Annotated in this window: 24 protein-coding genes; 3 read left to right on the top strand and 21 right to left on the bottom strand. The window is 29.4% G+C overall.

The genetic code is table 11. The features are described 5' to 3' along the window. Positions 1-65 precede the first annotated feature (65 nt). From ACZJV1_RS04690 to ACZJV1_RS04595, 20 genes are all read right to left on the bottom strand, one after another. Positions 66-1,319, bottom strand: coding sequence for an Nramp family divalent metal transporter (locus tag ACZJV1_RS04690; RefSeq protein ID WP_463651596.1), 1,254 nt, complete (start codon positions 1,317-1,319; stop codon positions 66-68). Positions 1,320-1,463: 144 nt separating this feature from the next. Further along, positions 1,464-2,165 (bottom strand): DsbA family oxidoreductase, encoded by a 702-nt coding sequence (locus ACZJV1_RS04685; RefSeq protein WP_463651595.1) that lies wholly within the window; start codon positions 2,163-2,165, stop codon positions 1,464-1,466. Between the two features lie 203 nt (positions 2,166-2,368). Then, positions 2,369-2,572 carry a heavy-metal-associated domain-containing protein gene (locus ACZJV1_RS04680; RefSeq protein ID WP_411170084.1) on the bottom strand — a complete coding sequence of 68 codons (204 nt, stop codon included), beginning with the start codon at positions 2,570-2,572 and terminating at the stop codon, positions 2,369-2,371. Between the two features lie 277 nt (positions 2,573-2,849). Next, positions 2,850-3,602: a hypothetical protein gene (locus ACZJV1_RS04675; RefSeq protein ID WP_463651594.1), complete on the bottom strand. Its 753-nt coding sequence runs from the start codon at positions 3,600-3,602 to the stop codon at positions 2,850-2,852. Continuing rightward, positions 3,592-4,530 (bottom strand): ABC transporter ATP-binding protein, encoded by a 939-nt coding sequence (locus ACZJV1_RS04670; RefSeq protein WP_463651593.1) that lies wholly within the window; start codon positions 4,528-4,530, stop codon positions 3,592-3,594. The genes ACZJV1_RS04675 and ACZJV1_RS04670 overlap by 11 nt, the downstream gene beginning before the upstream one ends. Further along, positions 4,530-4,712 carry a hypothetical protein gene (locus ACZJV1_RS04665; RefSeq protein WP_463651592.1) on the bottom strand — a complete coding sequence of 61 codons (183 nt, stop codon included), beginning with the start codon at positions 4,710-4,712 and terminating at the stop codon, positions 4,530-4,532. Before ACZJV1_RS04665 ends, ACZJV1_RS04670 begins: the two co-directional genes overlap by 1 nt. Before the next feature lie 14 nt (positions 4,713-4,726). Beyond that, a complete protein-coding gene (locus ACZJV1_RS04660) occupies positions 4,727-4,930 on the bottom strand; it encodes a hypothetical protein (protein WP_463651591.1) in 204 nt (67 codons plus the stop codon). Then, the gene (locus tag ACZJV1_RS04655; RefSeq protein ID WP_463651590.1) at positions 4,927-5,307 is read right to left on the bottom strand and encodes a hypothetical protein; all 381 of its coding nucleotides are present in this window, start codon (positions 5,305-5,307) and stop codon (positions 4,927-4,929) included. Before ACZJV1_RS04655 ends, ACZJV1_RS04660 begins: the two co-directional genes overlap by 4 nt. 1 nt (position 5,308) lies before the next feature. Next, the gene (sigY, locus tag ACZJV1_RS04650; protein ID WP_463651589.1) at positions 5,309-5,845 is read right to left on the bottom strand and encodes an RNA polymerase sigma factor SigY; all 537 of its coding nucleotides are present in this window, start codon (positions 5,843-5,845) and stop codon (positions 5,309-5,311) included. Between the two features lie 100 nt (positions 5,846-5,945). Then, the gene (locus ACZJV1_RS04645) at positions 5,946-6,740 is read right to left on the bottom strand and encodes an ABC transporter permease subunit (RefSeq protein ID WP_463651588.1); all 795 of its coding nucleotides are present in this window, start codon (positions 6,738-6,740) and stop codon (positions 5,946-5,948) included. A gap of 18 nt (positions 6,741-6,758) precedes the next feature. After that, positions 6,759-7,676, bottom strand: coding sequence for an ABC transporter ATP-binding protein (locus ACZJV1_RS04640; protein ID WP_463651587.1), 918 nt, complete (start codon positions 7,674-7,676; stop codon positions 6,759-6,761). A gap of 204 nt (positions 7,677-7,880) precedes the next feature. Next, positions 7,881-8,528 (bottom strand): fructose-6-phosphate aldolase, encoded by a 648-nt coding sequence (gene fsa, locus ACZJV1_RS04635; RefSeq protein WP_463651586.1) that lies wholly within the window; start codon positions 8,526-8,528, stop codon positions 7,881-7,883. A 10-nt stretch (positions 8,529-8,538) separates the two neighbouring features. Next, entirely contained in the window at positions 8,539-9,465 is a 927-nt protein-coding gene (locus ACZJV1_RS04630; protein ID WP_463651585.1) for a transketolase family protein, read from the bottom strand. Between the two features lies 1 nt (position 9,466). Beyond that, a complete protein-coding gene (locus tag ACZJV1_RS04625) occupies positions 9,467-10,318 on the bottom strand; it encodes a transketolase (RefSeq protein ID WP_463652140.1) in 852 nt (283 codons plus the stop codon). 403 nt (positions 10,319-10,721) lie between these two features. After that, a complete protein-coding gene (locus tag ACZJV1_RS04620; RefSeq protein WP_463651584.1) occupies positions 10,722-11,558 on the bottom strand; it encodes a PTS system mannose/fructose/sorbose family transporter subunit IID in 837 nt (278 codons plus the stop codon). Next, on the bottom strand, positions 11,542-12,318 hold the full coding sequence (locus ACZJV1_RS04615; RefSeq protein WP_411170078.1) for a PTS mannose/fructose/sorbose/N-acetylgalactosamine transporter subunit IIC: 777 nt from the start codon (positions 12,316-12,318) through the stop codon (positions 11,542-11,544). Before ACZJV1_RS04615 ends, ACZJV1_RS04620 begins: the two co-directional genes overlap by 17 nt. Positions 12,319-12,339: 21 nt before the next feature. Continuing rightward, positions 12,340-12,810 carry a PTS sugar transporter subunit IIB gene (locus ACZJV1_RS04610; RefSeq protein ID WP_463651583.1) on the bottom strand — a complete coding sequence of 157 codons (471 nt, stop codon included), beginning with the start codon at positions 12,808-12,810 and terminating at the stop codon, positions 12,340-12,342. A 1-nt stretch (position 12,811) separates the two neighbouring features. Next, a complete protein-coding gene (locus ACZJV1_RS04605) occupies positions 12,812-13,555 on the bottom strand; it encodes a BtpA/SgcQ family protein (protein ID WP_463651582.1) in 744 nt (247 codons plus the stop codon). A 21-nt stretch (positions 13,556-13,576) separates the two neighbouring features. Then, entirely contained in the window at positions 13,577-13,996 is a 420-nt protein-coding gene (locus ACZJV1_RS04600; RefSeq protein ID WP_463651581.1) for a PTS sugar transporter subunit IIA, read from the bottom strand. Between the two features lie 87 nt (positions 13,997-14,083). Beyond that, positions 14,084-16,834 carry a sigma 54-interacting transcriptional regulator gene (locus ACZJV1_RS04595; RefSeq protein WP_463651580.1) on the bottom strand — a complete coding sequence of 917 codons (2,751 nt, stop codon included), beginning with the start codon at positions 16,832-16,834 and terminating at the stop codon, positions 14,084-14,086. Positions 16,835-17,075: 241 nt separating this feature from the next. Here ACZJV1_RS04595 and ACZJV1_RS04590 point away from each other — a divergent pair, with 241 nt between their 5' ends. The 3 genes from ACZJV1_RS04590 to ACZJV1_RS04580 all read left to right on the top strand — a co-directional run bounded on the left by ACZJV1_RS04590 (position 17,076) and on the right by ACZJV1_RS04580 (position 18,567). Continuing rightward, positions 17,076-17,279, top strand: a complete 204-nt coding sequence (locus ACZJV1_RS04590) for a DUF3955 domain-containing protein (protein ID WP_463651579.1) — start codon at positions 17,076-17,078, stop codon at positions 17,277-17,279. Positions 17,280-17,707: 428 nt separating this feature from the next. After that, complete coding sequence (locus ACZJV1_RS04585) at positions 17,708-18,094, top strand: hypothetical protein (RefSeq protein ID WP_463651578.1); 387 nt, start codon at positions 17,708-17,710, stop codon at positions 18,092-18,094. Between the two features lie 29 nt (positions 18,095-18,123). Next, positions 18,124-18,567, top strand: coding sequence for a metallophosphoesterase (locus ACZJV1_RS04580; RefSeq protein WP_463651577.1), 444 nt, complete (start codon positions 18,124-18,126; stop codon positions 18,565-18,567). A 493-nt stretch (positions 18,568-19,060) separates the two neighbouring features. On the opposite strand, the gene ACZJV1_RS04575 is transcribed toward ACZJV1_RS04580, so the two are convergent. Beyond that, positions 19,061-25,486 (bottom strand): beta-N-acetylglucosaminidase domain-containing protein, encoded by a 6,426-nt coding sequence (locus ACZJV1_RS04575; protein WP_463651576.1) that lies wholly within the window; start codon positions 25,484-25,486, stop codon positions 19,061-19,063. Positions 25,487-25,514 lie beyond the last annotated feature (28 nt).

Genomic DNA, 25,514 nt, shown 5'->3' with positions numbered 1-25,514 from the left:
TTTAAAGCCTTAATAATTTAAACTTATAATAAGTTTATTATATTTATATGCATTTCCCCACATTATTAAAACAAAGAGATTAATAAAATTATATTTAAAACAGTTACTATTCCAGCAACTAACCATAGTGTAATATTTTCTATTGTTGTATTTTTATATTCTCCCATTACTTTTTTAGATGATGTCAAATATATTTGTGTAAAAATTGTTATAGGCAATTGTACGCTTAATAGCATTTGTGAATACACCAATCCTTTAAATGGATCACTAATAAAGAATATTATTGCTAAAGCTGCTAATATAGTTATTATAACTCCTATTTTAGTATTTTTTTCTTTTATATCGTAAGGCTCTTCAAATAAACCTGCAAATATTGATCCACCTGCCATACCTGCAGTTATAGTAGATGCTACTCCTGCAAATAATAAAGCTACTCCAAATACTACTGCTGCACTGCTTCCAAGAATTGGTCTTAATAGTTCTTGAGCCTGACCTAATTCTGTAACTACTATATTATTTTTATAAAATGTTACAGCTACTATAATCATTGCACTATTTATAATAAATCCAATTACCATAGATAATATTGTATCTAAAAATTCGTACTTTAACTGTCTTTCTATTATAGTTTTATCTTCTAAATTCCACTTTCTGCTTTGAATAACTTCTGAATGTAAGAATAAGTTATGTGGCATAACTACAGCCCCTAAAACACTCATTATTATAATTGCTGATCCAGATGGAATAGATGGTATAATAAAGCTTTTTGCAGCCTCAACCCAATCTACCTTTACTAATGCAACTTCAAATATAAAAGCTAATCCAACTAAGGATACAAATCCTATAATTACCTTTTCTATCTTTTTATATGAATTTGAAAATAGCATAAATAATATTACTGCTGATGAAATAATTGCACCTATCTTAATAGGTATCTTAAATAACATTTCTAAAGCTATACTTGCGCCTAAAATTTCAGCCATTGCTGTGCTTATAGCTGCTAAAATTGCTGTAGCTGTTATTATTTTACCGATAGTAGGTCTTATATGTTTGCTTATTGCTTCAGAAATACATAAACCTGTAACTATACCAAGATGAGCTGCATTATGTTGTAGTATAATAAGCATTATTGTTGATAATGTTACAATCCAAAGTAATTTATATCCAAATGTAGATCCTGCTGCTATATTTGAAGCCCAGTTACCTGGATCTATAAATCCCACTGTAACTAAAATTCCTGGTCCAATATATTTCAAAAATTCTTTTCTATTAAACTCTAACTTTTCTTTTTTATTTTTTAGTACATTAATTTTCTTCATATTTCATTCACTTCCTTAATACCTATTATACAATAATAAATATTAATTAATATATATTTTAAATAAATGGCAACATATCTATAATTTCATGATATAAATAAAAACCACGAAATCAAATCGTGGTTTTTATTTATATTATTGTTTTCAATTCTTACAATATCCATCAGTACATATATTTACACTATTTTCATTATTCAAAGCAACAGAAGTTTTTTCATCCTCTAATACCTTATTTAAAGCATTTAAATATATATCTGTTGATTGAGCTCCAGATACAGCAAATTTATCATTAAATACAAAGAAAGGTACACCTGTTATTCCTAATTGGCTTCCCCTTTTTTCATCTCTACGTACTAACTCCTCATAATCATTACTATTTAAAACTTCTAGTGCTTCTTCTTTATCTAAACCGATACTAGCTGCTATATTAGCTAATATTTCATAATCACTAACATCTTTAGAATCAGTAAAGTAAGCTTTAAATAATCCCTCCGTCATTTCTTCCATTTTCCTATATTTATTTGCAAGATGAATCATACGATGTGCATCAAAGGAATTTGTTGGTATAAGTGTATCAAAGTTATAAGTTAAACCAAGTGTTGCAGCTTGTTTTATTATATTGTCATTATTTATCTTAGCTTCTTCATAACTCATTTCATATTTACTTGCAATAAGTGCATGTATATCTTCTTCATAATGTTTTGGTGAACTAGGGTTTAACTCGAAACTACGATATATCACTTCAACCTCTAAACTATTATCAAATTTTTCTAAAGCAGCTTCAAATCTACGTTTTCCTATATAACAAAATGGACAAAAAATATCTGACCAAATTTCTACTTTCATTTTCATTTCTCCTTACATTTTTAGTTTTAACTAGTTTAATTCATATTTTATTCACTTCCTTAATATATATTATACAATAATAAATATTAATTAATATATGTTTTTAATATATGTTTTTAATAAATATCACAATATTCTATGCTTTCATGATATAAATAAAAGCAGTCTATAATTTTAAAATTACAAACTGCTTCTTATCTTAATTAGTCAATTTTATGTCCTGTATTTTCTATACAACTTCTTATAGATTCTTGTGTTGCTGGTTCATTATAAATTACTTCAACAGAGCCTCTTGCCATATCAACACATACCTGATTTACGCCTTCAACCTTTTCTAATGAATTTTTCAATTGTGTTTTCATATTTTCATTAGCTATTCCACTTATTCTACAATGTAATCTTTCCATACTTATCTCCTTTCAAAATTGATACAAGTATAGTATGTTCAAAAACATCTTAATATATATTATATTCACTTAATTTTCAGAATACTAATTATCTTGCAACTGATTTAACTGACATGAATACCGGCGATTCCAAAATGGAAAAAGCCTTTAGCAAAGTAGTTAAATTTGCTAATAATAAATAAATTTTCTTACATTAAATATTACAAAAAACTTTTAAGTAATTATATAACTAAAAAACTACAGGTTAAGCTGTAGTTTTTTTCATTAATTATTATACTTAAGCTTCTATTTCCTTTTTGCTAAATATTAAGACCGAAGCACTGGTTAATAAAAAAATTAATAAAATTGTTACTATTATAGTCCCAGCTGAAAATTCAGTTGAAAGCTTTGTAGCTTCTTCTATAAGGGTAAAAGGGTTATACGAATAATTAAATCCCTTTAAAAGGGTTAACCCTATATTTATCCCCATGGATAATAATGCTACTCTCATGGCTTTCTTAAATAAACTACTAAATATAAATATTACTGAAAGAATAAACATTAAGTAAATATAAACATTAATGGCGCAGATTAAAATAGATTTTATAGTCGGAAAATCTTGTTCAAACACAATAAATGAATAATATATATTTGTAATTACAGCTATTGTGCTTATTATAAATATTGCAAGTCCATAAAAACAGAATTTTGCTAATACAATTGAAGACTTATTTGCTCCCTTTGTAATAGGAAATATTATTCTCCCTTTAGATATTTCGTTACATAAAATTCCACCAAGTGTAAGGCATAAAACCAATATACATATTTGTGGTAAATTACCACCTAAATAACTTGCTATAGAATCAGTTGCTGATACATTAAAAAGACTAGACATATCACTTCCGTACTGGCTTTCTAGAAGCTTTGGTGTAAGCTTTAACATTGGAGGACCAATTAGTGCAAAGAAAAAGAATCCCATAAATAACGTTATTAGTTTATGTTCTCTTTTAGCCTCTGTAAACTCTTTATTCAAATATGCCTTAAATGTCATTAGATTCACCACCTTTAATAATTGTAAAGAATATATCCTCTAATGATACTTCTTTTTTTACAAAGGATTTAATAGGCTTATTCAAGCTTAATAAATAACTAAATAACTGTCTCTCATCTTTTAAAGTATTATCAACAAATATCAAAGTTACTTCATCTTTTTGTTTAATACTTTTTATAAATTGTGGATTATTTTCCCTTTCTATCTCGCCATCAAATATAACCTCATAGTAACTAGATGAATATTCTTCCTTAAGGGATTGCAATGTAGTAGATTTAAGAATTTCCCCTTTATGAATTATGGTTATATAATCACATATATTTTCAACATCACTTAAAAGATGAGTGGAGAAAAATACTGTCATCCCCATTTCTTTTAAGCCTTTAATTATACTCATAACTTCTCTTCTACCTTCTGGATCTAATGCAGATGTAGGTTCATCTAATATTACAAGCTTAGGATTATTACATATGGCAACTGCTATCCCTAGTCTTTGAAGCATTCCTCCAGAAAGAGTTTTTACACTTTTATTCGAAGCTTCTTTTAAACCAACAATTGTTAGCAATTCATCTCTAGAAAATCTTTTATCCTTTGATGGTGAAAGTGAAAGTATAAAATCTAAATATTCTTTTACTTTCATATATCCATAAAATTTAGGCTGTTGAGGAAGATACCCAATTGCTTTTCTTTCATCATCATAATCAAGCTCTTTTCCACAAAATATAACATCTCCAGAAGAAGCCTTTTTTAATCCACATATTATATTCATAGTAGTTGTTTTACCTGCCCCATTTTCTCCAATGAATCCATATATAACACCCTGTGGGATGTTTAAATCTATATTTTTAAGTACTTGTGAATTACCATAACTCTTATTTATATCTACAAGTTTTAAGGTAAATTCCTTAGTAACTTCATTTACATTCATTATTCCTCATCCCTTCCTAATATCAAAAATGCAATACATCCTATAGCATTAAGGCACAATATTCCCCACGCCCATTTTGGTATAAATTTCACTGGTTTTTTCACTATTATCGAAACGCAATAAATAAAAAAAATAGCTTGTAGAATTAAAATTGGTAGTAAAAGCTTAAAATCCATAGTCATAATATAAATCCCCTTTATTTTTTTATTTTTCGCTTTAAATATGCTTTTCTATATATTAAATAAATTATGCTTGATGAAGGTACACTTATTAATCCAATAATCCCCCATAACCACGGATTTGGAATGTTCTTTTTTAATGCATCTCTAAAAATAATAGTTCCTTGAGTAGTAACAAGTATAAGGAGAATTATAATAATAGCTATTTCACTATATTTCATTTTACCTCACTCCTTGCTTTTCTCTTTATAATAATTGAATTAATTATTAATAATCCAACTATCACTATAAATTGCGATGTCATTACCACTGGTATAGAAACTTTTACGTATATAAACCCTATTAAAATAGACAGTACTATAGCAAATAATAAAAATTTAAATGTAGCTTTTTTCAAATTTTTATTAAACTGTATTTCTTGCCCCTCTTCTACTATAGAGCTTATATCAATTGGTATTGATATCCTATTCTCTATACCATTCACAATAGACATCTTATCTAATACAGACCTTATCTCTAATTCATCAGAGGTACTATCATCTAATGAGCCCTCATAATATTTATCAATATTCTTATCTAAGTCATCAAAAGATTTCATTCTACTTACCTCCTTTAAATTTAGAAATAATTTCTTTTATTCCATAATGTAACCTTGACCGTACAGTACCAATTGGACAATTTACTATTTCACTTATCTCATCATAACTATACCCATAATAATGTTTTAATATAAATACAGTTCTTTTATCATTAGGCATATCTTTTAATATTTTTAATACAGTTTCTACTTCTTCTTTTTTTATAAATTCATCTTCTAAAGAATAAGATGATGGAAAAATATCTAAAAGTATATCTGTTTCCTTATTCTTTCTTAGATAATCCCTATATTTATTTGTTGCGATTTTTATTAACCAGGTTGAAAACTTAGCATTTGGAGTAAATGAGTCTATGTGAATAACAGCTGACAATAAAGTTTCTTGAAGTATATCTTCGGTTAAATCTTTATTACAGGTTAACTTTAATATGTATCCCTTTAAAACTTGAAAATTATTATTAATCAATATCTCAAAGGCATATTTATCATTTTCTTTAGCTCGAGTAATTAAATTTTCTTCTTTTAAATTTTCAAAATTCATAAACCATCCTCCTTTCGCTGTTTTCATTTATTAAACGTAGAACTCAAAAAAAAGTTCAATGAAATTTCAAATTTATTTTACCCTATTAATATTTTTAGCTTTAAATCAATTTCTCTGGAACAAATTTAGAGGAAATCCTCTTTATCAATATATAATCAAGTATCAAAATAATAGCACCTGCTATAAACATTACAATGTTACTAATTAAAATAACTCCTGTTATTTGACCAACTAATATAAGAATAACTGGAATCACAAGAATTCCACTTACTTGCTGTGCTTCTTGGAATGTTTCTGACTTTGCTGATACCATCACAGTAAATATTAGCGATAATAAATTAATTGCAGGCGAAATCCAAAGTATAATTATAAGCCATTTTATATCTGGAAAAATAAGTCCTCCAAAATAAATAACACCACCTATATTAAATATTATGCCAAAGCATATAAATGAAATCAAAGTCACAATGTAAGATGGCACAAAAACCCCTAAAATTTTGGCTCTAAGCAGTTGTTCCATAGATATTGGTGTATAAAGCAAAGACTCAAGAGTTTTATGCTCCTTTTCTCCCACAAAACTACTAGCTCCAATAACTCCTGAACACATTATTGGAATTATAAGAAAATATGATGGAAACATAAAATTTATTGCCACCTTTATTAAAAATTGCGCTGGATTGTATTTTGCATATTCAGAAGGTAATTTTTCTATAAGATGCGCCATCTTTGAAAATATACTTGAATCATTTCCAATATAGTTAGCCCCTATTAATATTGCTATTGGTATGATTATAATTAGAATAATCGGTACAATAGTCATAGGAAGGAAAACTTTTTTTGAACTTGTTATTTCATTCACATCTTTATATATCAATGCTTTTTCATTTCTATTCATTCTCTAACCACTCCTTATTTATAATGTTATATCATTAGATATACCTTTTATATATTTAAAATACAGCTGCTCTAAAGACCATTTTTGCTGTACAGCCTCATAGATTTCCCCACCACTTGTAAGTATTCCTTTTATTAAAGTATCTACTTCTTTATCTCCTGAAATAGATTTACTATATATATCATCACCCTCATGTATAAATCCAAATTCTTCAGAAATATTTTTTCCTCTAACTTTTAATTGAATAGTTGCATTTTTACTTGCAGCAAGTTGATCAAATGTACCTAACCCAAGGATGTTTCCATTATTTATAAAACCATATAGTGTACAAATATCTTCAGCATACTTTAATTGATGAGTACAAAGAAATATTGTAACCTGGTTTTCTTCTGCAAGTTCCTTTATAAGCCTTGTAACATTAAGTGCATTTTCTGGGTCTAAACCAGAAGTAGGTTCATCAAGAAATAAAATCTGAGGATTGTGAACTAATGCTATAGCCAGGGAAATTCTTTTTTTCATTCCTGTACTAAAAGATTTTACCTTTTTATTCTTTACCTCTAATAACTCTAGTCTTTTCAATATAAAGTTAATCCGCTTGTTAAGGACTTTTTCCTCAATTCCATGCATTTTCCCGAAGAATATTAAATTTTCTTCTGCAGTAAGGTTTTCGTAACAAGAGGAACTTTCAGTCATAACTCCACATAATTTATGAATCTCAAGATTATTTTTTCCCACAGGTATCCCTAAAATTTCAACATATCCTGATGTTGCTGAAAGAATTCCATTAAGTATTCTAACTGCAGTAGTTTTCCCTGAACCATTAGGACCAAGAAATCCAAATATCTCACCTTTCGGTATACTTAGACTTATATTGTTCAAAGCATTAGTCTTCCCATCATAGGATTTTGTAAGATTTTTTATTTTTATTGCATTCATTTTTTTCACCTCTTACCTATTAAACGTATAATCAGATAAAAAGTTCAAAAATCTTGATATAAATATAAAAGACATTAATACGATATGATATTTATCGAATTAATGTCTTTTTTAATATTAAAAATGCTATTCATCAAAGAATCTATTAAAAATTTTAGTAAAAAATATTTTCCAACAGTCTCTTTAATTAACAATATATCTTTGCTATTTTCCAAATACATCTTTATAGTCACTAATAAACTTTTCAATTCCACTATCAGTTAATGGATGTTTAATCATTTGTGTTATTACTGAATAAGGAACAGTTGCAATATGAGATCCTTTCAATGATGCATCTAGTACATGCATTGGATTTCTAACACTTGCAGATATTATTTCTGTCTCTATTTTATGAACTTTAAATATTTCAGCTATTCTTTCTACAAGATCAATACCTGGATTTCCTATATCATCTAATCTCCCTAAGAATGGACTAACATAGCTAGCTCCCGCTCTTGCAGCCAACAAAGCCTGTACCGGAGAAAATATCAAAGTAACATTTGTCTTAATTCCATCTTTAGCTAAAAGATTAGTTGCCTTTAACCCCTCTTCACACATTGGGATTTTAATAACTATATTTTTATTAAGTGCTGCTAGCTCTTTTCCTTCTTTGTACATCTCTTCACTTTTTAGACTCATTACTTCTGCACTTATAGGTCCATCTACAATTGAGCAGATTTCATTTATAACTTCTTTAAGATCTCTTCCCTCTTTTGCAATTAATGATGGATTGGTTGTTACCCCACATATAACACCTAATTCATTTGCTTTTCTTATTTCTTCTATGTTTGCAGTATCTATAAAAAGTTTCATATCCAGCCTCCTAATTTAAAATTTCTTTCACTTTCTTTATGATTTCATCATTAGTTAATCCATACTTATACATAAGTTCATCAGGAGTCCCTGATTCCCCAAATGTATCATTTATTCCTAACATATTTACAATTGTAGGCTCTTTACTGGAAACTACAGAAGCTACCATAACTCCAAGTCCTCCTATTATTGAATGTTCTTCTGCTGTTACTATTCCCTTTGTTTCTCTTGCAGCTTTTAATATTATCTCTCTATCTATAGGTTTTATTGTTGAAATATTTATTACTCTAGCATTAATGCCCTCTAATGATAACTCTTTTGAAGCTTCAATAGCCTTTGCAACCATCATTCCTGTAGCTATTATAGTAACATCATCTCCTGAAACTACTTCAACACCTTTTCCAATTTGAAATTCATAATTATCATTAAATATATCCTGTGTATTACATCTTCCTAATCTTAAATATACAGGTCCTTCATAATTAGCTGCTGCCTTAACGGCTTGCATAGCTTCTCTATGATCTGCTGGAACAATAACAGTCATATTAGGCAGAGAACTCATTAAAGCTATATCCTCTACAGATTGGTGTGATCCACCATCTTCCCCAACTGTTATTCCTGCATGGGTAGCTGCTATTTTCACATTCACCTTTGGATAGCATATTGAATTTCTTATTATCTCAAAAGCTCTCCCTGTAGCAAATACTGCAAAGGTACTTGCAAAAGGTACATATCCTACATTGGCTAGTCCCGCAGCCATTCCAATTAGATTTTGTTCAGCAATCCCTACATTAAAAAATCTATCACTAAATTTATTTTTAAAATCATTTGTCTTAGTTGATTTTGATAAATCCGCATCTAAAACTACTATTTTTTCATTTTCACTTCCTAATTCCAGCAATGCCATTCCATATGATTCTCTAGTTGCTTTTCCCATACTACTGTCTCTCCTCTCCTTCAATACAGCCTATCGCTTCCGCTCTTTGCGCTTTATTAGGAGCTTGTCCATGCCACTCAGCTTTATTTTCCATAAAGCTAACTCCCTTACCTTTTATGGTATTAGCTATTATTACAGTTGGCCTATTCAAGCAACTTTCTGCTTTATCAAAAGCGTCATGGATTTCATCAAAATCATGACCATTACACTTAACTACATTCCACCCAAAACTTGAGAATTTATCTTCTAATGGTGTTATAGTCATAACATCTTCGTTTCTTCCATCTATTTGTAAGCCATTATAATCAACTATTGCTACTAAATTTGATAATTTATAATGAGCTGCTGCCATTGCCGCCTCCCATACTAATCCCTCTTGCAATTCTCCATCACCTAGAACTGTATAAACATTAGCTGGTGATTTTCTAAGCTTAAGCCCCAATGCCATACCTGCTGCATTTGATATCCCTTGTCCAAGAGAACCTGTTGATACATCAACGCCTGGAACCTTTTTTTTATCAGGATGTCCTTGTAGTAATGCACCAACTTTTCTCAATGTCTTTAATTCCTCTTTGGGAAAGAATCCTTTTTCACAAAGTGCTCCATAAAGAGCTGGTGCTGCATGTCCTTTACTAAGTACAAATCTATCTCTTTCATCCTTTAAATAATTATCTTTATTTATATTCATTTTTTCAAAATATAAATATGTTATTATATCTGCACAGGATAGTGATCCACCTGGATGTCCTGACTTTGCTTCATATATCATATTTATAATATTTTTTCTAACTTCTTTTGAAATTTGTGTTAACAATTCCTTATTCATAAGCCTGCCTCCTTCTTCTTCTTTTATGCCCTTTTAATCATATCTATTTAGTAAATCATTTAGTTCATTTAACATATTTAATTAATTGATAGTAATATTATCTTCATAATCAAAAATATAAGTAAGATTACAATCACCTTTTTTGGCACAAATAAATTCTATCTTCTCCACACTTATATTATTAGTATAAGTATATATAAATACTTTGATAGCACTATCTACAGCTTTAAGTGTGTATTTACCAACACAGTTAAGTAATAATATAAACTCTTTATCATTTGCAATAAAATAGTCATTGCAAATTTTTTTAAGAATATCATCCATTTACTTAAATGAAATATTGTTAATGAAGACCACCGGCCTAACCGATGGTCTTCATTAAACAATAAAGAAAAAAAGTGGATAAACCTTTTCTTAGTGATTCATCTTATTACATTATTCCAAAAAATGAAGCAATACAACCAAAAATTAATAAGAATACTAAAATACGAGTTGTTTTAATATTTTTTCCTAATAGCCAGTACATCACTCCAAATGCACATGCTGGTAGTAAACAAGGCATAATTTGATCTAAATACTTTTGTAACGGTTCAACTATTTGCCCAACTCCAACTTCTAATGTAATCGGCATGCTAACTGTTGAAGCAATCATCCCCCCAATTACCATTAACCCTAACACCGATGCACATTTTGTAACTTTTTCAATAACACCATTGCTTGACATGTTTGTGAAGAATTTTACCCCATATTTAAATCCGAATTTTAAACAATAGAAACGAGCTAAGAATCCTGGAATATTTATAATAAGCAAGAACATAATTGGTCCCATAATGCTTCCTTCTTGTGCGAAAGAAACACCAATCCCAACTGCGATTGTTAATAAAGTACCCCAGAAGAATGAATCTCCTAATCCTGCCATTGGCCCCATTAATGAAGTTTTTACGGCACTGATTGAACTTTCATCAAAATTTTCATCCCTTGAATTTTGTTCTTCCATTGCACCTGTAATACCTGCTAGTAGTGTTACTATATGCGGAGTACAAGCCATAAACTCTAAGTGACGCTTTAACGCTTTTGCCATCTTATCCTTATTATCTGAATAAAGTCTTTTTAAAATAGGAATCATTGTATAGCAATACATTAAGTGTTGTTGACGCTCATAGTTCCATGCTGAATCTAACGTACAACTCCTTGTAAATACTTTCCAAAAGTCTCTTTTTGTGATTTTGCTGTTTGGATCAATCATGTTCTTAGAATTCGTTTTCATCTACGTAAGCCTCCTCTATGTTTCCTGATTTATTGTCTCGCGTATAGAAAGCAATTAGCGCTATAACTAAACCTAATAATGCTACACCAAATACTGGAATTTTTAAGTAAGCTGTTAATAAGAACCCTAAAATTAGGAATGCCACTAACTCTTTTGTAACAATCATTTTTGCTAACATTGCAAACCCTACTGCTGGTAAGATTCCTGCAGCTACATCCATACCGTGAATAATCCATTCTGGAATCATTGCTAATACGTTTTCAATTACTGGAACACCTACATAGAAAGAAATTGCTACTACAAATGCTAAGACTATCATATTTCCAATTGCAGAAATTCTACACAGCCATTCTACCTTTGATGCATTCCCTTCTTCTGCATATTTATCAGCTAAGTGAGCTACCCATACTAATACAAACATCATTAATAAGTTATTAAATAATAATGCTAATGTAGCTACTGGAATAGCCAATGCAATTGCTGCCCCTATTTGAGCATTACTTATGATAACAAATGCAGTTCCAATGATTGATCCTGCTGTCATGTCTGGTGGATTACTTGCACCAATTGGAACTGCTCCCAAGAATGCAAGTTCTAATGCCGCTCCTACCATAATACCTGTTTTAATATCTCCTAATACTAGCCCTGTTAATGTAGCCATAATAATCGGACGATTCCACATTGTAGAACCCGCATAATTGTGGAAATAACCAAAAAACGCCACTAACCCAATTAATATAGCTTGAAATCCTAAGCTCATACACTTTTCCTCTCTTTCCTTTTAGATTAATTTTAAAGCATTTTGTTTTATATCACTTGGCACTAAACGAACTTCTAATTCAATTCCTTTACTCCCCAATTCTTTCATCATTTTCACATCATTTTCTGATACAAAAACAGCTTTTGAAATTTGTTTACGATCTTCTGTTGCTTTCATACCACCAATATTAATTGATGTGATAGCCTGAACTCCATTTGCTAGGCGATAAGCATCTTCTACACTTTCGACTACAATAAACAATTTATATTTATCTGTAACTCCGCTATTTAATGCTTTTATAGAATCATCGATGCTTTTCATAACTAGTTTTACCCCAGTTGGTTTTGCAATTTTCATTGCAGTCATTTTTAATTCGTCTTTCATTAAATTATCACTAGCAACTAAAATACAATCAGCTTCTAAAAACTTTGTCCATGAAAAAGCTACTTGTCCATGCACTAGACGATGGTCTATTCTTACTGCCTTAATCATATTATTTTCCTCCCCTTCTAATCTCTTCTACAGCATCAATCAATGTTTTTACATGTGATCCATCAACATCTCCTGTATCTTTGTATGTATCTTTGAAGTAACTTCCTACGATAGCAGCATCTGCAACTTCAAATTGTTTTTCACAACTATCTGGAGTTAATCCTGCACCAACTACTAGTGGGAAATCACCCATGATAGATCTAAATTCATTAATTTTATCCATAGATGTTTCTTGTCCAGTTGCATCTTGAGTTACAACAATCGCATCACAACGAGCCATACCAATTGTTAAATCTTCTTCTAATGATCTTCCAGATAAATATGGTTGGTATTTAAATCTTACTCCACCAAGAATATATCCATCATATTCTTCTCTCATTTTTTTAATAAATGCTTCAAATCCTGGATCATCTCTTAATTGTAAGTGACCAGCTACTGAATCTAATTGTACAAAACTAGCACGGAAACGTTTAGCTAAATCAAACCCCATTGCATCAACATTCAAACAGTTAACTCCGTAAACAATATCCAAATCACTTTCTTCCAAATATTGTAGAACTCTTTCCATGTCATAGTAATTTCCGTAGTAATTTTCAACAATTACTGCATCTACACCATTTTCCATATAAATTTTGATTTCTTCTTTTGCTCTTTCAAAAGTTTCTTCTTGAGTATCTCCTTTTAAGTGCAACATTGCAAAGATTGGTTTTTCATTCTTAAATAAACTTAAAAAATTCTTTTTCATAATATTCCTCCTAAAATTTTATTAAAATTCTTCATTTTCATCTGCATTTAAACTTTGATAATCTAAAAAGGTCATTCCTTCTCTTGCTTGACTAATTATTATTTCACTTTTCTTATTTGATATCTCCTCTGGAAAAGATAATAAAATATCTAAAACTAAATTCATATTCATTCCAGAAAACAACTTAACATTCTTATACACGCATAATTCCATTAATGCAGTATGAACACTACCTCCCTTTATATCTGTAATAAAAATGAATTCTGTATCCTCCTTACTTTCTACATCTGGTCTAATTTCATTTACATAATCAACTGGACTCTTTCCTATATATAAGGAATATGTTTCTATATCATTTGCCATATCACCGATGATTAATTTAATTGAATTATGCATGCCTTTTGATAATTCCCCATGTGTTGCTAAAATTACTCGTCTCAATAGATTCATCTCCTTTCAATATTTATATAAAGCAAAAGACGTGCCAACTATCAGTCGATAGCCTACACGCCTCTATTTTCCTTATTATTATTTATTACTTTTTATATAGTCGAAGATATACCCTATTTCTTCGACAGGTATTTCGACACTAAAATACTTCTCTACTTCAGTTAATGATTTTCTCACTATTTCAATAAACTCTTTATTCTCTTCTTTAAACTTCTCTATACAGTCATAAGAAGTTATATGAGTCTTAGTTATTAATCTTTCTAACAAACATGATAGATGTACATATAGACCTATCTTTATACTTGGCATAAGTTCAATATTAAGTTTCTTCTCCATCTCATCTACTGCGACACCTACAACCTCTAGCACCTTTTCCGCATTTAATATTGTAAGATAATCTACTATATTAGATAGTGAAAACACCTTTACTATATTGTCCTTAAATGTTTTTATCTCTTCAGCAGTTAAATATTCACTGAATATCTCTTCTAAATACTCTAATTGATTATTAACTATAATATTTTCAAGAGATATAAATGGGACCTTTTCAATATTAGGATTTATAGTTCCAATTACAAGCTTAATATCATATTTATCTTGTAATTCCTTTAATGTCTTTTCATCAACTATTAATCCATAATCCTGTGGTATTATATTTATCTCTATTTTTCTTGGTAAACTTCTATTTATTAATTCTGCAATCTTTTTAGAGGTTCCAATTCCAGTTGGACATACTGTTAAAATAACCTTCTCTAACTTTCTATTTTTAATGTACTTATAACTAGAGTAGTTCTTATTGCAAGATTCTTTTAGTATCTCTTCTACTTCATATCCTTGAATTAATTTTAAACCTATATCTAAAGCAAGCTTAGTATTTATATTGTTTATTATTCCTATATTTATGTTTGTGTCATTTTGTATTCCTTTATATATATCCTCTAATGATCCCATATCAACTAGAAGTATAATTTCATTAAAATTCCCCTTCTTATTTATATAGTCTTTAATCTTTTTAACTATCTCCTCAGAGCTAACCCCTAACGGCATATCTATTGCATCAAAGATATAACAATCTAATAATTTATTAGCAGCATCTGCAATACTACTTGCTGTTGAATAGCCATGACTTAAGATAATCCCAGGTATCCTATTAATATCCACTTCTCTATTATGAGATTTAATATTCATAGTTAGAAAAGCTAATTCCATTCCTCCTAAAGTTACATCTAAGCTATTCTGTAATAAATTGTTTATTTCAACAGCTATATGATGCTCTCTATTTAGTTTAACTTTTACTTCTTCCTCTACTTTTTTTATTAATTCTTTATTCGTATTTTCCCATATACTTATTTCGCTTCTATTTTGAATATAATCATTTAAATATCTTGAAAAAGCTATAATATCATTATTAGGTATATTTATCCTATATTGATTAATTGTAAGATCAAAAATATTTTCTAACACAGTCTTTATATACTGTACCTTTTGATAATTAGCCTCTATATTAAAATAAACTATATAATCATAAGACCTATTTAACTGCTTATCATAAGCTATTAAAAAATCTTTGAAAGGTAAATTTTTAATTTTATTATCTAAATAACTTTTTATTATACTTTCATACAGTTCTACAATTTTACAATTATTCTCTGCTCTTTTTTCCGGATTAATTTCTTCAATATTTATCATTTTTTTATCTAAGGCTCTTTCAACTACAACTTGATCCTTGTTGTTAAAGGCCAGTAAAAATTGAGGCATATTATATATATTTACATCTAAATATTCCGAATTATCAATTTGTTGTAAAAATGCATTTGCACAACCTGCTTTTATATAATTTTTTATTTGTCCTATGTTTCCTGATAAATTACAATTTAATAATGCTTTATAAACAGCATTACTAATTCTAATTTTTTTTCCTATATTTTCTGATTCCTTTTTAAATACATGATATATAATTCCCTTTCTTTCCTCAATTGGCCTATCTTCTAAAGAAGGTATTGTTGCTATAATAGCAATTCTTCTAAGAAGAGTCTTTAACAATACATCTTCTGGATTTTCAGTAGTAGCAAATACTAATCTTACATTAGCCTCATGCCAAGTTTCATTATCACCAACCATGTGATATATTCCCTTATCCATAAATAAGAATAATTTTTCCTGACATTCTGGCTTTAAGCAATGTACCTCATCTAAAAATAATATTCCTCCATCAGCTGCTTTAATCAATCCAACTGTATCCTTATCAGCACCTGTGTATGATCCTTTTTTTGCTCCAAAAAGATTCGCTGTTAATAATTCTGGATTATTTGCATATTCTGAACAATTAACAGTAACAAATTTCTTATCACTCGATACCTTTCTTGTATTTACAGCATACTCATACATTAAATTCGCCATATAGCTCTTTCCTGTACCAGTTGGTCCATAAAATAATATAGGTAGTCCATCTGGAGGATATGCAATTGCAGATTTGCATTGCTCTACAACATATTTTAAGCTGCCCTTATATCCAATTAAATTCATGAAATCCTTTTTTTCTTCTAAAAAAACTGTAAAATACTCTTCAATTTCTTCAATGCTATAATTTTCTTTATCTATACGTTTTTTATACTTAAGTTCTAATTCCTCTACATCTAGAAAATAAACTGGTCTTCTATTAACCTTTATCGCTTTTCTCTCATTAACAAACTCATTTAAATACTGGCTAGCTAAATTTCTACTTATTTTAAGCTCATTGCTTATATTAGTTGCAGTAAGTTCTTCTAATGTATCTATAGTAATATTTTTAGTTTTTTCTTTTAACATCCTTAGTATCTGATTCTTCATACCATCCTCCCGCATTATATGTAAACCTATACTTATTATAACATATCTTATCAATCGTATATTATAAATATCTAAATAGTTCTTTAACTAATATTATAGAATATACTATGATTTTAATAACAATATTTTTTTATTGTTATTCAATAATTTATTATTGACTTACATATATATATGTATTATACTCTATTTATAAAGTCATTAACAATAAAAGACTAAATTACACTATATGGAGGGTTTTAAAATGAAAAAATATATTATATCATTAATATCACTTATTATTTCAGTGTCATGCATTGTTTTATTTAACATTATAGGAAGTGAAGTTGCTCCAGATGGAACGCTTGTTGAACCTTTCTTCTTAATACCACTTTTCTATGTATTCTTAGCTATATCTATAATTTCATTTATAGTATCGTTTGTGCTTAAATTAAGAAAAGCTCATTAATTATAATTTTAAAATACTTATATATAAAATTATTTTTTATATTAAAATATAGAAAAACCTAGATATTAATAATTATTTTTTAGATTACTAATATCTAGTTTTTTTTATTTATATAGCACTTTTTGATCCACTAAAAACAGATTCAAACTTATTATAATAAACATTTAATTTCTATTTTCAATATAATCATTTAAATATATAAACAGCTAAAATAAAGTAAGTCAAAAAAAGTAATTTTCATATACTAATATTATTAATACTATCTTAATTAGGTGATTAAAATTAAACTTTATGAAGGAATAAATATAAATAAACTGCAATTTCTTGGAAGTTGAACACAAGGAAAAGTATATAAAATAAATTCAAACCAATGTATTAAAATCTTCAAAAAAAAGCAAGTATGTAGAGATGAATTATCTACTTTACTTATGTCTCAAACAAATCCGCATTTTCCAAAACTCTATTCATATGGTGAAAGGCATATTATAAGAGAATATATAGATGGAATCGAATTAGATAGATACTTATTATCAAATCCACTTACATCTGATATCTCCAATAAAATTATAAATCTTTATGAGTCCATGTATTCTATAGGTTATACACGATTAGATTCAGCATTATTTCATATTTTTCTAACACCCTCAGGAAATATTAAAATTATCGACACAGCTAAAGCTATGAAGAAAAAAAGCGTATATCCTAAGTTAATTATTGCTGGATTAGATGAACTTGGTTATAAAAAAGAATTTTTGAACTTTGTTAAGGCTGAAAAACCTGTTCTTTATGCTAAATGGCTAAAATATTGTAAATAAATCACTTAAGTTTTTTGAAAGGAGAAGAAATGAGATTTATAGTTTTTGGTGATTCAAAAGGTAAAGAAAATGGCATAAATAAAAAAGTACTAAATTCAATAATGAAAGAAACCTGTAAGTTAAATCCTGAACCTGAATTTATCGTAATGTGCGGAGATACTGTTGCAGGTAGCAGTAAAGAAGACATATTAAAATTACAACTAATTGACTTAAAAAATATTATAGAAAAATATCACCCTGATAAACCTTTAGTCCCCGTAGTAGGTAATCATGAAGTTAATATAAATCCAGAAGATGATAGATTCGAAAAAATTTTTAGTCAATTTTATGATAATCTAATTCCTAATGATAACTCTCTTGAGAACTATAATAAAACTGTTTATTATATGGATTTTAATGCTACTCGGATTATAGTTCTTAATTCATTTCATCATGGAGAAACTCATAAAATTAGTAACGCTCAGCTTAATTAGCTCCAAGAAAAAACTTCTAACTGTAATAAAAACAAACTTCTTTTTGTTCACTCACCAGCATTTCCTACTGGTGCTCATCTTGGTCATTGTCTTGATTTATACCCTAGTGATAGGGATGATTTTTTAAGAACTATTGAAAAATGTAATATTAATATAATTTTCTCAGGACACGAACACAATTATTCAAGAAGAATTATAAATAATACTTTTGATAACGGATATATTTATCAAGTTATTACAGGTGGCGCTGGTGAAAAACTTCGTGATAAATATAAAAGTAAAGAAGGAGTTGTTGTTTCTCCTATTGCTGTATATCATTTTTTAGTTGTAGATGTAGAGATTGATTACATTAAAGTAGCTGCTATAACCTCAAAAGGGAAAAAAATAGATGAATTTAAAATAAACAAATCTACTTAAAAAGGAGTTATTTTAAAAATAACTCCTTTAGCATAATGATTATATTAAATTATTATCCACCCAACAAATAAATTAACTATTCTTCTCTTTTTCTTTTCTTTAAAGTTACTCCTCCAGCAACAACTGCCGCAGAACCTAAAAGTAGTATTAATGAAGAAGAAACAGCTGCTCCGGTACTAGGTAATTTACCACCTTTTCCGCTGTCTTTATTTGGCTTGTTGTTCCTTGGATTATTGTTTCCATTGTTATTGTTGTTTCCATTGTTATTATTACCTGAATTATTTGAGTCTCCCTTTACCACTAAATTAGTTAATGCTACCTCTAAGTCTTTTTCACCCTTAGAAATTTCCTTTTCTGTAGCATCTTCATCAGCAAATACTTTCTTAGCTGGAATTAAAGCCTTCTCTACATTCTTCCAACTTTTCTTAGTATATTTAGTTGAATCAAGACCTTCAGCTTTATTAATTAATCCTTCTAACTTATCTTTATTTGGTTTTAATCTTAATTCTAAAAATGCTCTCATTAATTTGTCATAAGACTCTGCCACTTCTTTTTCCATAGCATTACTGTCATTTATTATTGCATTTGCTTCATCTAATGCAAATTGTAGCTTATCCCAAGTGCTTGCAATAAATTCGTTTTTATCTAGCTTATTAATCCTATCTACTAATGCAATTAAATGTTTTTTATCTCCTTTCTTGAAAGATAACATATGCATTGCTTTGCTTAATCTATCAAAAGCTTTATCTACAGAATCTTGCGTAGCACCTAAATTTGATAATACAGCCTCGGCCTCTTCTAAGGCCTTCTTAAACTCTTCTACTACTACTGGAACAACATTTTCTAAATCTTCTTCTGTTATTTTCTTTGCTTCCTCAACTGCAATTTTTAAGTGTTCCTTAAATACATTAATATTTGCATTTTCTTTAACTATTATTTCATAAATTTTTGGGGCAGGTTTGTTTGAATCAAATTCTAATTTTACTTCAAGTATCTCTTCATTAACAATTAGAGTTGTTAATTGTTCTTCTAAACTTCCTACTTCCCTCCAATTACCCTCTGTATTTTTAACACTTATATTTGCTTTACTTATTCTTTCTGAATCTTGTAAGAACATTATTTTTTCAACTTTAGTTGTTCTTGTCATTTTATAAACTAATGCATCACCTTCACTTACCTCATCAGCCTCAAAAGCAGTAGATAAATCTCTATCATATAATGCATCCCATCTACCTGCTGGGCTTCCTATGACTAATTCAACATAATCATCACCAAAATCCGGAACAGTTTTATTAAATTCTAATTCATATAATTGTATCCAGTATCCTGAATTTTCTCCATTAGCTTTTATTCTAATATATCTTGTCATTTTACCTTCAGCATTTGCAGTAGCTACCTTTTTCCCACCTTCATCAGCAAATTGTAAATCACCTAAGGATGTCCAATTGATACCATCTTCTGAGATTAAATATTCTGAATTTCTCATATAATCCATATTTCCAAAATATGAAGTTACATCATAAAGAGGTATTTTATTTCCAAGGTCAACTTGAATATAATGGCCCTTTGATGTAGCTTTATCTGACCAATACTTAGTATCCATATTTCCATCTAAAGCTTTATCAATAGAATAACTTTGATATTGTCCTATATTTTGAGATATGCTAGGATTCGCTTTATAAACTGGTTTTGTTATTAATCTAGTTATATCAATAACCTTTGTATCTCCATTTGTACTAACTAATCTAACATAAGTTGCAGCTACATTAGAAGTAGTCTTCATTATATTATCTTCTACAGTTGTCTCTGCCTTTTGCCACTCTAACCCATTTAATGAGTACTCAAGTGCTAACCCCTCATAATCACTAGCCTCAATTACAACTTCACTTAATTTAGTTGCCTTAGGAAATGCTATTCCAATATAATCATAATCTCCTAACTTTACTCCAGTTACATTATTAATTGAATATGATCCATCTTCGAATTTTACATTAATATTATCAATTCCATCTAATGTACCTACAGCCTTAGCTTGCTCATCAACAAATATAGATTTAGAAAGAATAGTATTTGATAATCTTATAGCATCTTTTATTATTGGTTTAAGTCTCTTTTCACCTACTGCTACTACATACTCTACTTCAACTAAATCTCCATTATTATCTTCTGCTCTCTTTACCTTATAACTTTCCATTAAATCTAGTTTTTCTTTAGCTAAATTATTTTTATTTAACCAATTTTCGATTTTACCTTCTTCTGCAGCTATTAATGATTCCATTGCTGCTGCTCCTGCTTCTCCTAAAGCTTTGTATGCATCTAAGAATACTTGTGTTTCCTCAAGTAAGTTTTTATTATTTATATTACTTACAAGTTTATCGTAATCTGATGTGATAAGCTTAAATTCATCTAATAATGCATTAGCTGGTTCAATTATTGATTCATTATTTGCTATACTATTGGATAAATTATTTATTTTATCTGTCAAATACCAAGACTCATCATATTCAAAAGGACCACTAGCACCACCACTATCTTTTAAATAAGAAGTATTAGATGCAAATCTCATAAATTCTTCCTTAGCCCCCGGAACAAGTTTTTCTATAGAAGTCTCCCAACTCTTCATATAATCAAATGAATCAGTATTCCATGTATAGTCAGCTATGCTATATAATGCAACCTTAGACGCCTCCGCTTGATTCATAGGATTAGAAAAGAATCCACTAACATTATCTAAATCTTTATTAAGATTGTGTAATGGAGCCATTAGAAGTCTACTATCACAATAATCATTAACAGGATAGTTCCACCAAACTGCCATATCCTTATCTACACCTGTTTGAATCTTAGGCCACTCAAATACATCTCTAGATACATTTGACATTGTTGCATGTCCTGTCCACATTACTTGAATATCTTCGTGTAATGTTTGCATGAATGGCTTAAAATAATTATTCATACTTGGTCCCCATGCAGAGTTATATCTAGCTGAAATGACAATCATAGGTGCAATATCACCTTTAGCCTTTACAAACTCTGTATCTATTCTATTAATCCATTCTGCTTGTTTTTTCCCATTAGTCCAGTCATCTGTATCGTCAAATAATACTCCAAATTGGCGAACCCCTAAATCATATAATTGTTCAAGCTTATTAATTAATGCATTAAAATCCTCATCTGTAAACTTCAAAGTTGCACCTGGATGTATTGTCCAACAGAAATTAAAGTTATTTTCTGCACCTGCTGTTGCAAGCTCCTTAATTTCTTGTGCCTTATCTTCTGGATATAACTTCTTCCAATCCTTCCTGTGATAAGGGTCATCCTTTGGAGCATAAATATAAGTATTCATCTTATATTCACTTGTATCCTTCATAAGGCTCATTCTATCCTCATGACTCCAAGGTATACCGTAGAACCCCTCGATAAACCCTCTAAACTCTATTTCTGGATAGTCTGAAATAACTACCTCAGCAAATTTATCATCTGAACCTTTTTCTAATATTTGTCCTAAGCTTAATACGCCATAATATGCTCCATCTTTATCTGAACCAATAATAGTTATATCCCCATTTTTATTATCATCATCACTAGTCTTAAGTACATAACCTTCTTTATTTTTCAATGCTTTATCATTTACTAAATCGTCATCTACACATTCATCACAATGATTTTTATCAGAAGTTATCACTATATTAGCCTTATTCTCATCTATATTGTCAGATACAGCATACTCTATATCATTTTTCTTTAATATTTCATCTAATTTAGTTATTGTTGACTTTTCTTGATCACCATGAACAACTACATTTACTTCACCAGTTAATGACATGCCTTCCTTTGATAAATATTTAGTTTTTTGAGGAATTGGGTAAACTATTGGCTCTTTATTATCCCCTGATTCTCCATATATAGGTGGTAATTCAATATCTTTATTTAATCCCATTATCTCTACTTCATAAATTCTTGCTGCTTTATCACTATTTTGCGCAGGCTTGTCTACTAACAATTTAACATATCTACCTTTAGTTACTGGAATTGGATTATTAGTTACAGCCTTATTATTTTTATCTACCTTTAATACCTCTTTATAGTTTTGTCCATCACTACTAACTTGTATCCTATAAGAAAGTGTATTCAACGCTGGTGATTCTGAACCCGCTTCTGCATGTTTAATTATTACATCGCTTATTGTACTTACTGTTCCTAAATCTATAGTTAAAGTATGTGTTCCATTACCTGAAGCACACCATTTAGTATTTACATCTCCATCTATTGCAAATCTTGGTGCTTCTCCTGGAGCTACAAAACTTGATGCTGTTGCTGTCTTACCTAATGAAAGATTGATTTTCTCCTCTTTTGCTGCATTTGAAACCGTAATCAATCCTTCTTTTACTATTTCATCTTCTCCTAAAGGATTCTTTACCTTAAGAGAGACTGAATATATTCCCTCTTCTGCATAAGTTACAGTTGGATTTTCCTCTCTGCTTTTCTCAATATTAGCACCTTCAAATGTCCACTCCATATCAACAGCTGATAATGAACTTGTACTTGTAAAAGTAACTTCTTCACCTGTAGCTACAAATGTACTTGATATATTAAATCCGGCCACTGGATAAGGATCAAATGCTAATGCTTCATTTATAAATGCTAATGCTGTTTTTTCTGAAACCTTAGCTCCAGAATTTAATTTAGACATATTATCGTTTAATATACTCTTTATTCTATAAACCTCTGATTCATTATTATTAACTAAAGCAATTAACATATCTAAAGCTAATTTATCATTTTCACCTAAGAGCTTTAACTTATCCAAATTAGATTTACATCTTGATAATACCTCACTTGGTAATTCAGCATTTAATTTATCTGCTGCATTAATCATACTATCAAACTCTTTATATAAATAATCTATTTCATAAGAAGCATCTTGTCCTTTAGCTAACTTTTTCAATAAGCTATCCATATTAGCTCTTACCTCTGGTGCATCAGCTCTACCTGTAGAAGCCCATCCACCTTCCATTCTTGTAGAATGATTTGCAAAAACCTTCATTTCTTCTGCTAAATCTCCATATAACATTTCTATAGCTTTATTCCAAGCTTTATCATAATCATAAGCTTCTGTGTTCCATGAATAGGCTGCACCTGTAGCTAATGCTATTTTAGAAAATTCTGCATGCTCCATTGGGTTCATTGTAAAGAAGTCCACTTCATCTTTTAAAGCTTTATCAGCATTATATATTGGTCCTAATGCTAGTTTTTCTTTCATATAATCAGTAACAGGATAATTCCACCATACTCCCATTCTCTTACCATATATAGAATTTACAAACTGTGCATTTTCTAAATCTATTCCTTCTGAAACAACTACTGGCCCAGTCCACATAACCATTATGTCACTATCCAATGTACTAGAAAAATCTCTAGTATATGGATTTAATTCCTCAACTCTTCCCATAGAATGAGTATCATACTCTGTTGGAACTGTTATAAGTGGTTTTACATCACCTTTAACCTTAACAAACTCTTCATTAAATCTATTTAGTAAAGTGGCTTGCTTTATTCCATCCTTATTGCTGATATCATCAAATAATATTGCAAAACTTCTAACTCCCATATCATATAGTGATTGGCATTTATTAATTAATGCTTGAAAGTCTTCTTCCCCAGCATCTCCATCAAATCTAATATCTATACCTGGAGAAATTGCAAAAACAAAATCCACCTTATTTTTTTTCGAAGTTTCTATTAACTCACTCATTCTTGACATTTCACTTTCAGGGTATGGAGCTCTCCATTGTTCCCTATGATAAGGATCATCCTTTGGAGCATAAATATAAGTATTCATTTTATGCTCTCCATAAAATTCAATTTGATTTAATCTATCTTGATGAGTCCAAGGATTTCCATAAAAACCTTCAACTATTCCTCTTGTCCTCATTGTAGGTTCATCACTTATTTTAACTTCTGTAACAGTAGTTTCCCCTCCATCACTCTCAGCTAGCTGTGTTAAAGTTTTTACCCCATAGAAAGTACCATCGCCATCCTTACCTTCTATTAATATAGTTCCACCTTTGCCTTTGCTATTATCAACAGCAAGTACATATCCCTCTTCTTCTAATTCTACAGTATCTTCAATACCTAACTTTTCCTTTGCAGTATCCATATCAGCTATATCATCTTCCACTTCACCAATTATTAAAGTAGTAGAAGCTTCATTATATGTCTCATTTACTGTAATATTATTTTCAACTAAAAACTCATTTAAAATTCTTATAGCATCTTCATCGGCAACATCACTACCTTTTATATTTACAGAAGATGTTATTGTCAATACTCCATCATTTATCTCTATATTTTGTGGAACTGGATTTAAGTTAGGTAGTGTTCTTTCTACCTCTGTACTATTATTAGTCACAGCATCTATTTTGGTTACTGTTAATCCATTAATAATAAATACTGTAGCCATTGCTGTGGCTAATAATTTTCTAATCATTTTACTTTTCAAAATCAATCCCCCCATAATAAACTTTATT

The sequence above is a fragment of the Clostridium sp. LS3 genome (genome assembly GCF_055330225.1).
The sequence above is the reverse complement of the archived record's forward strand: the minus strand, read 5'-3'. Positions and strand labels throughout refer to the sequence as shown.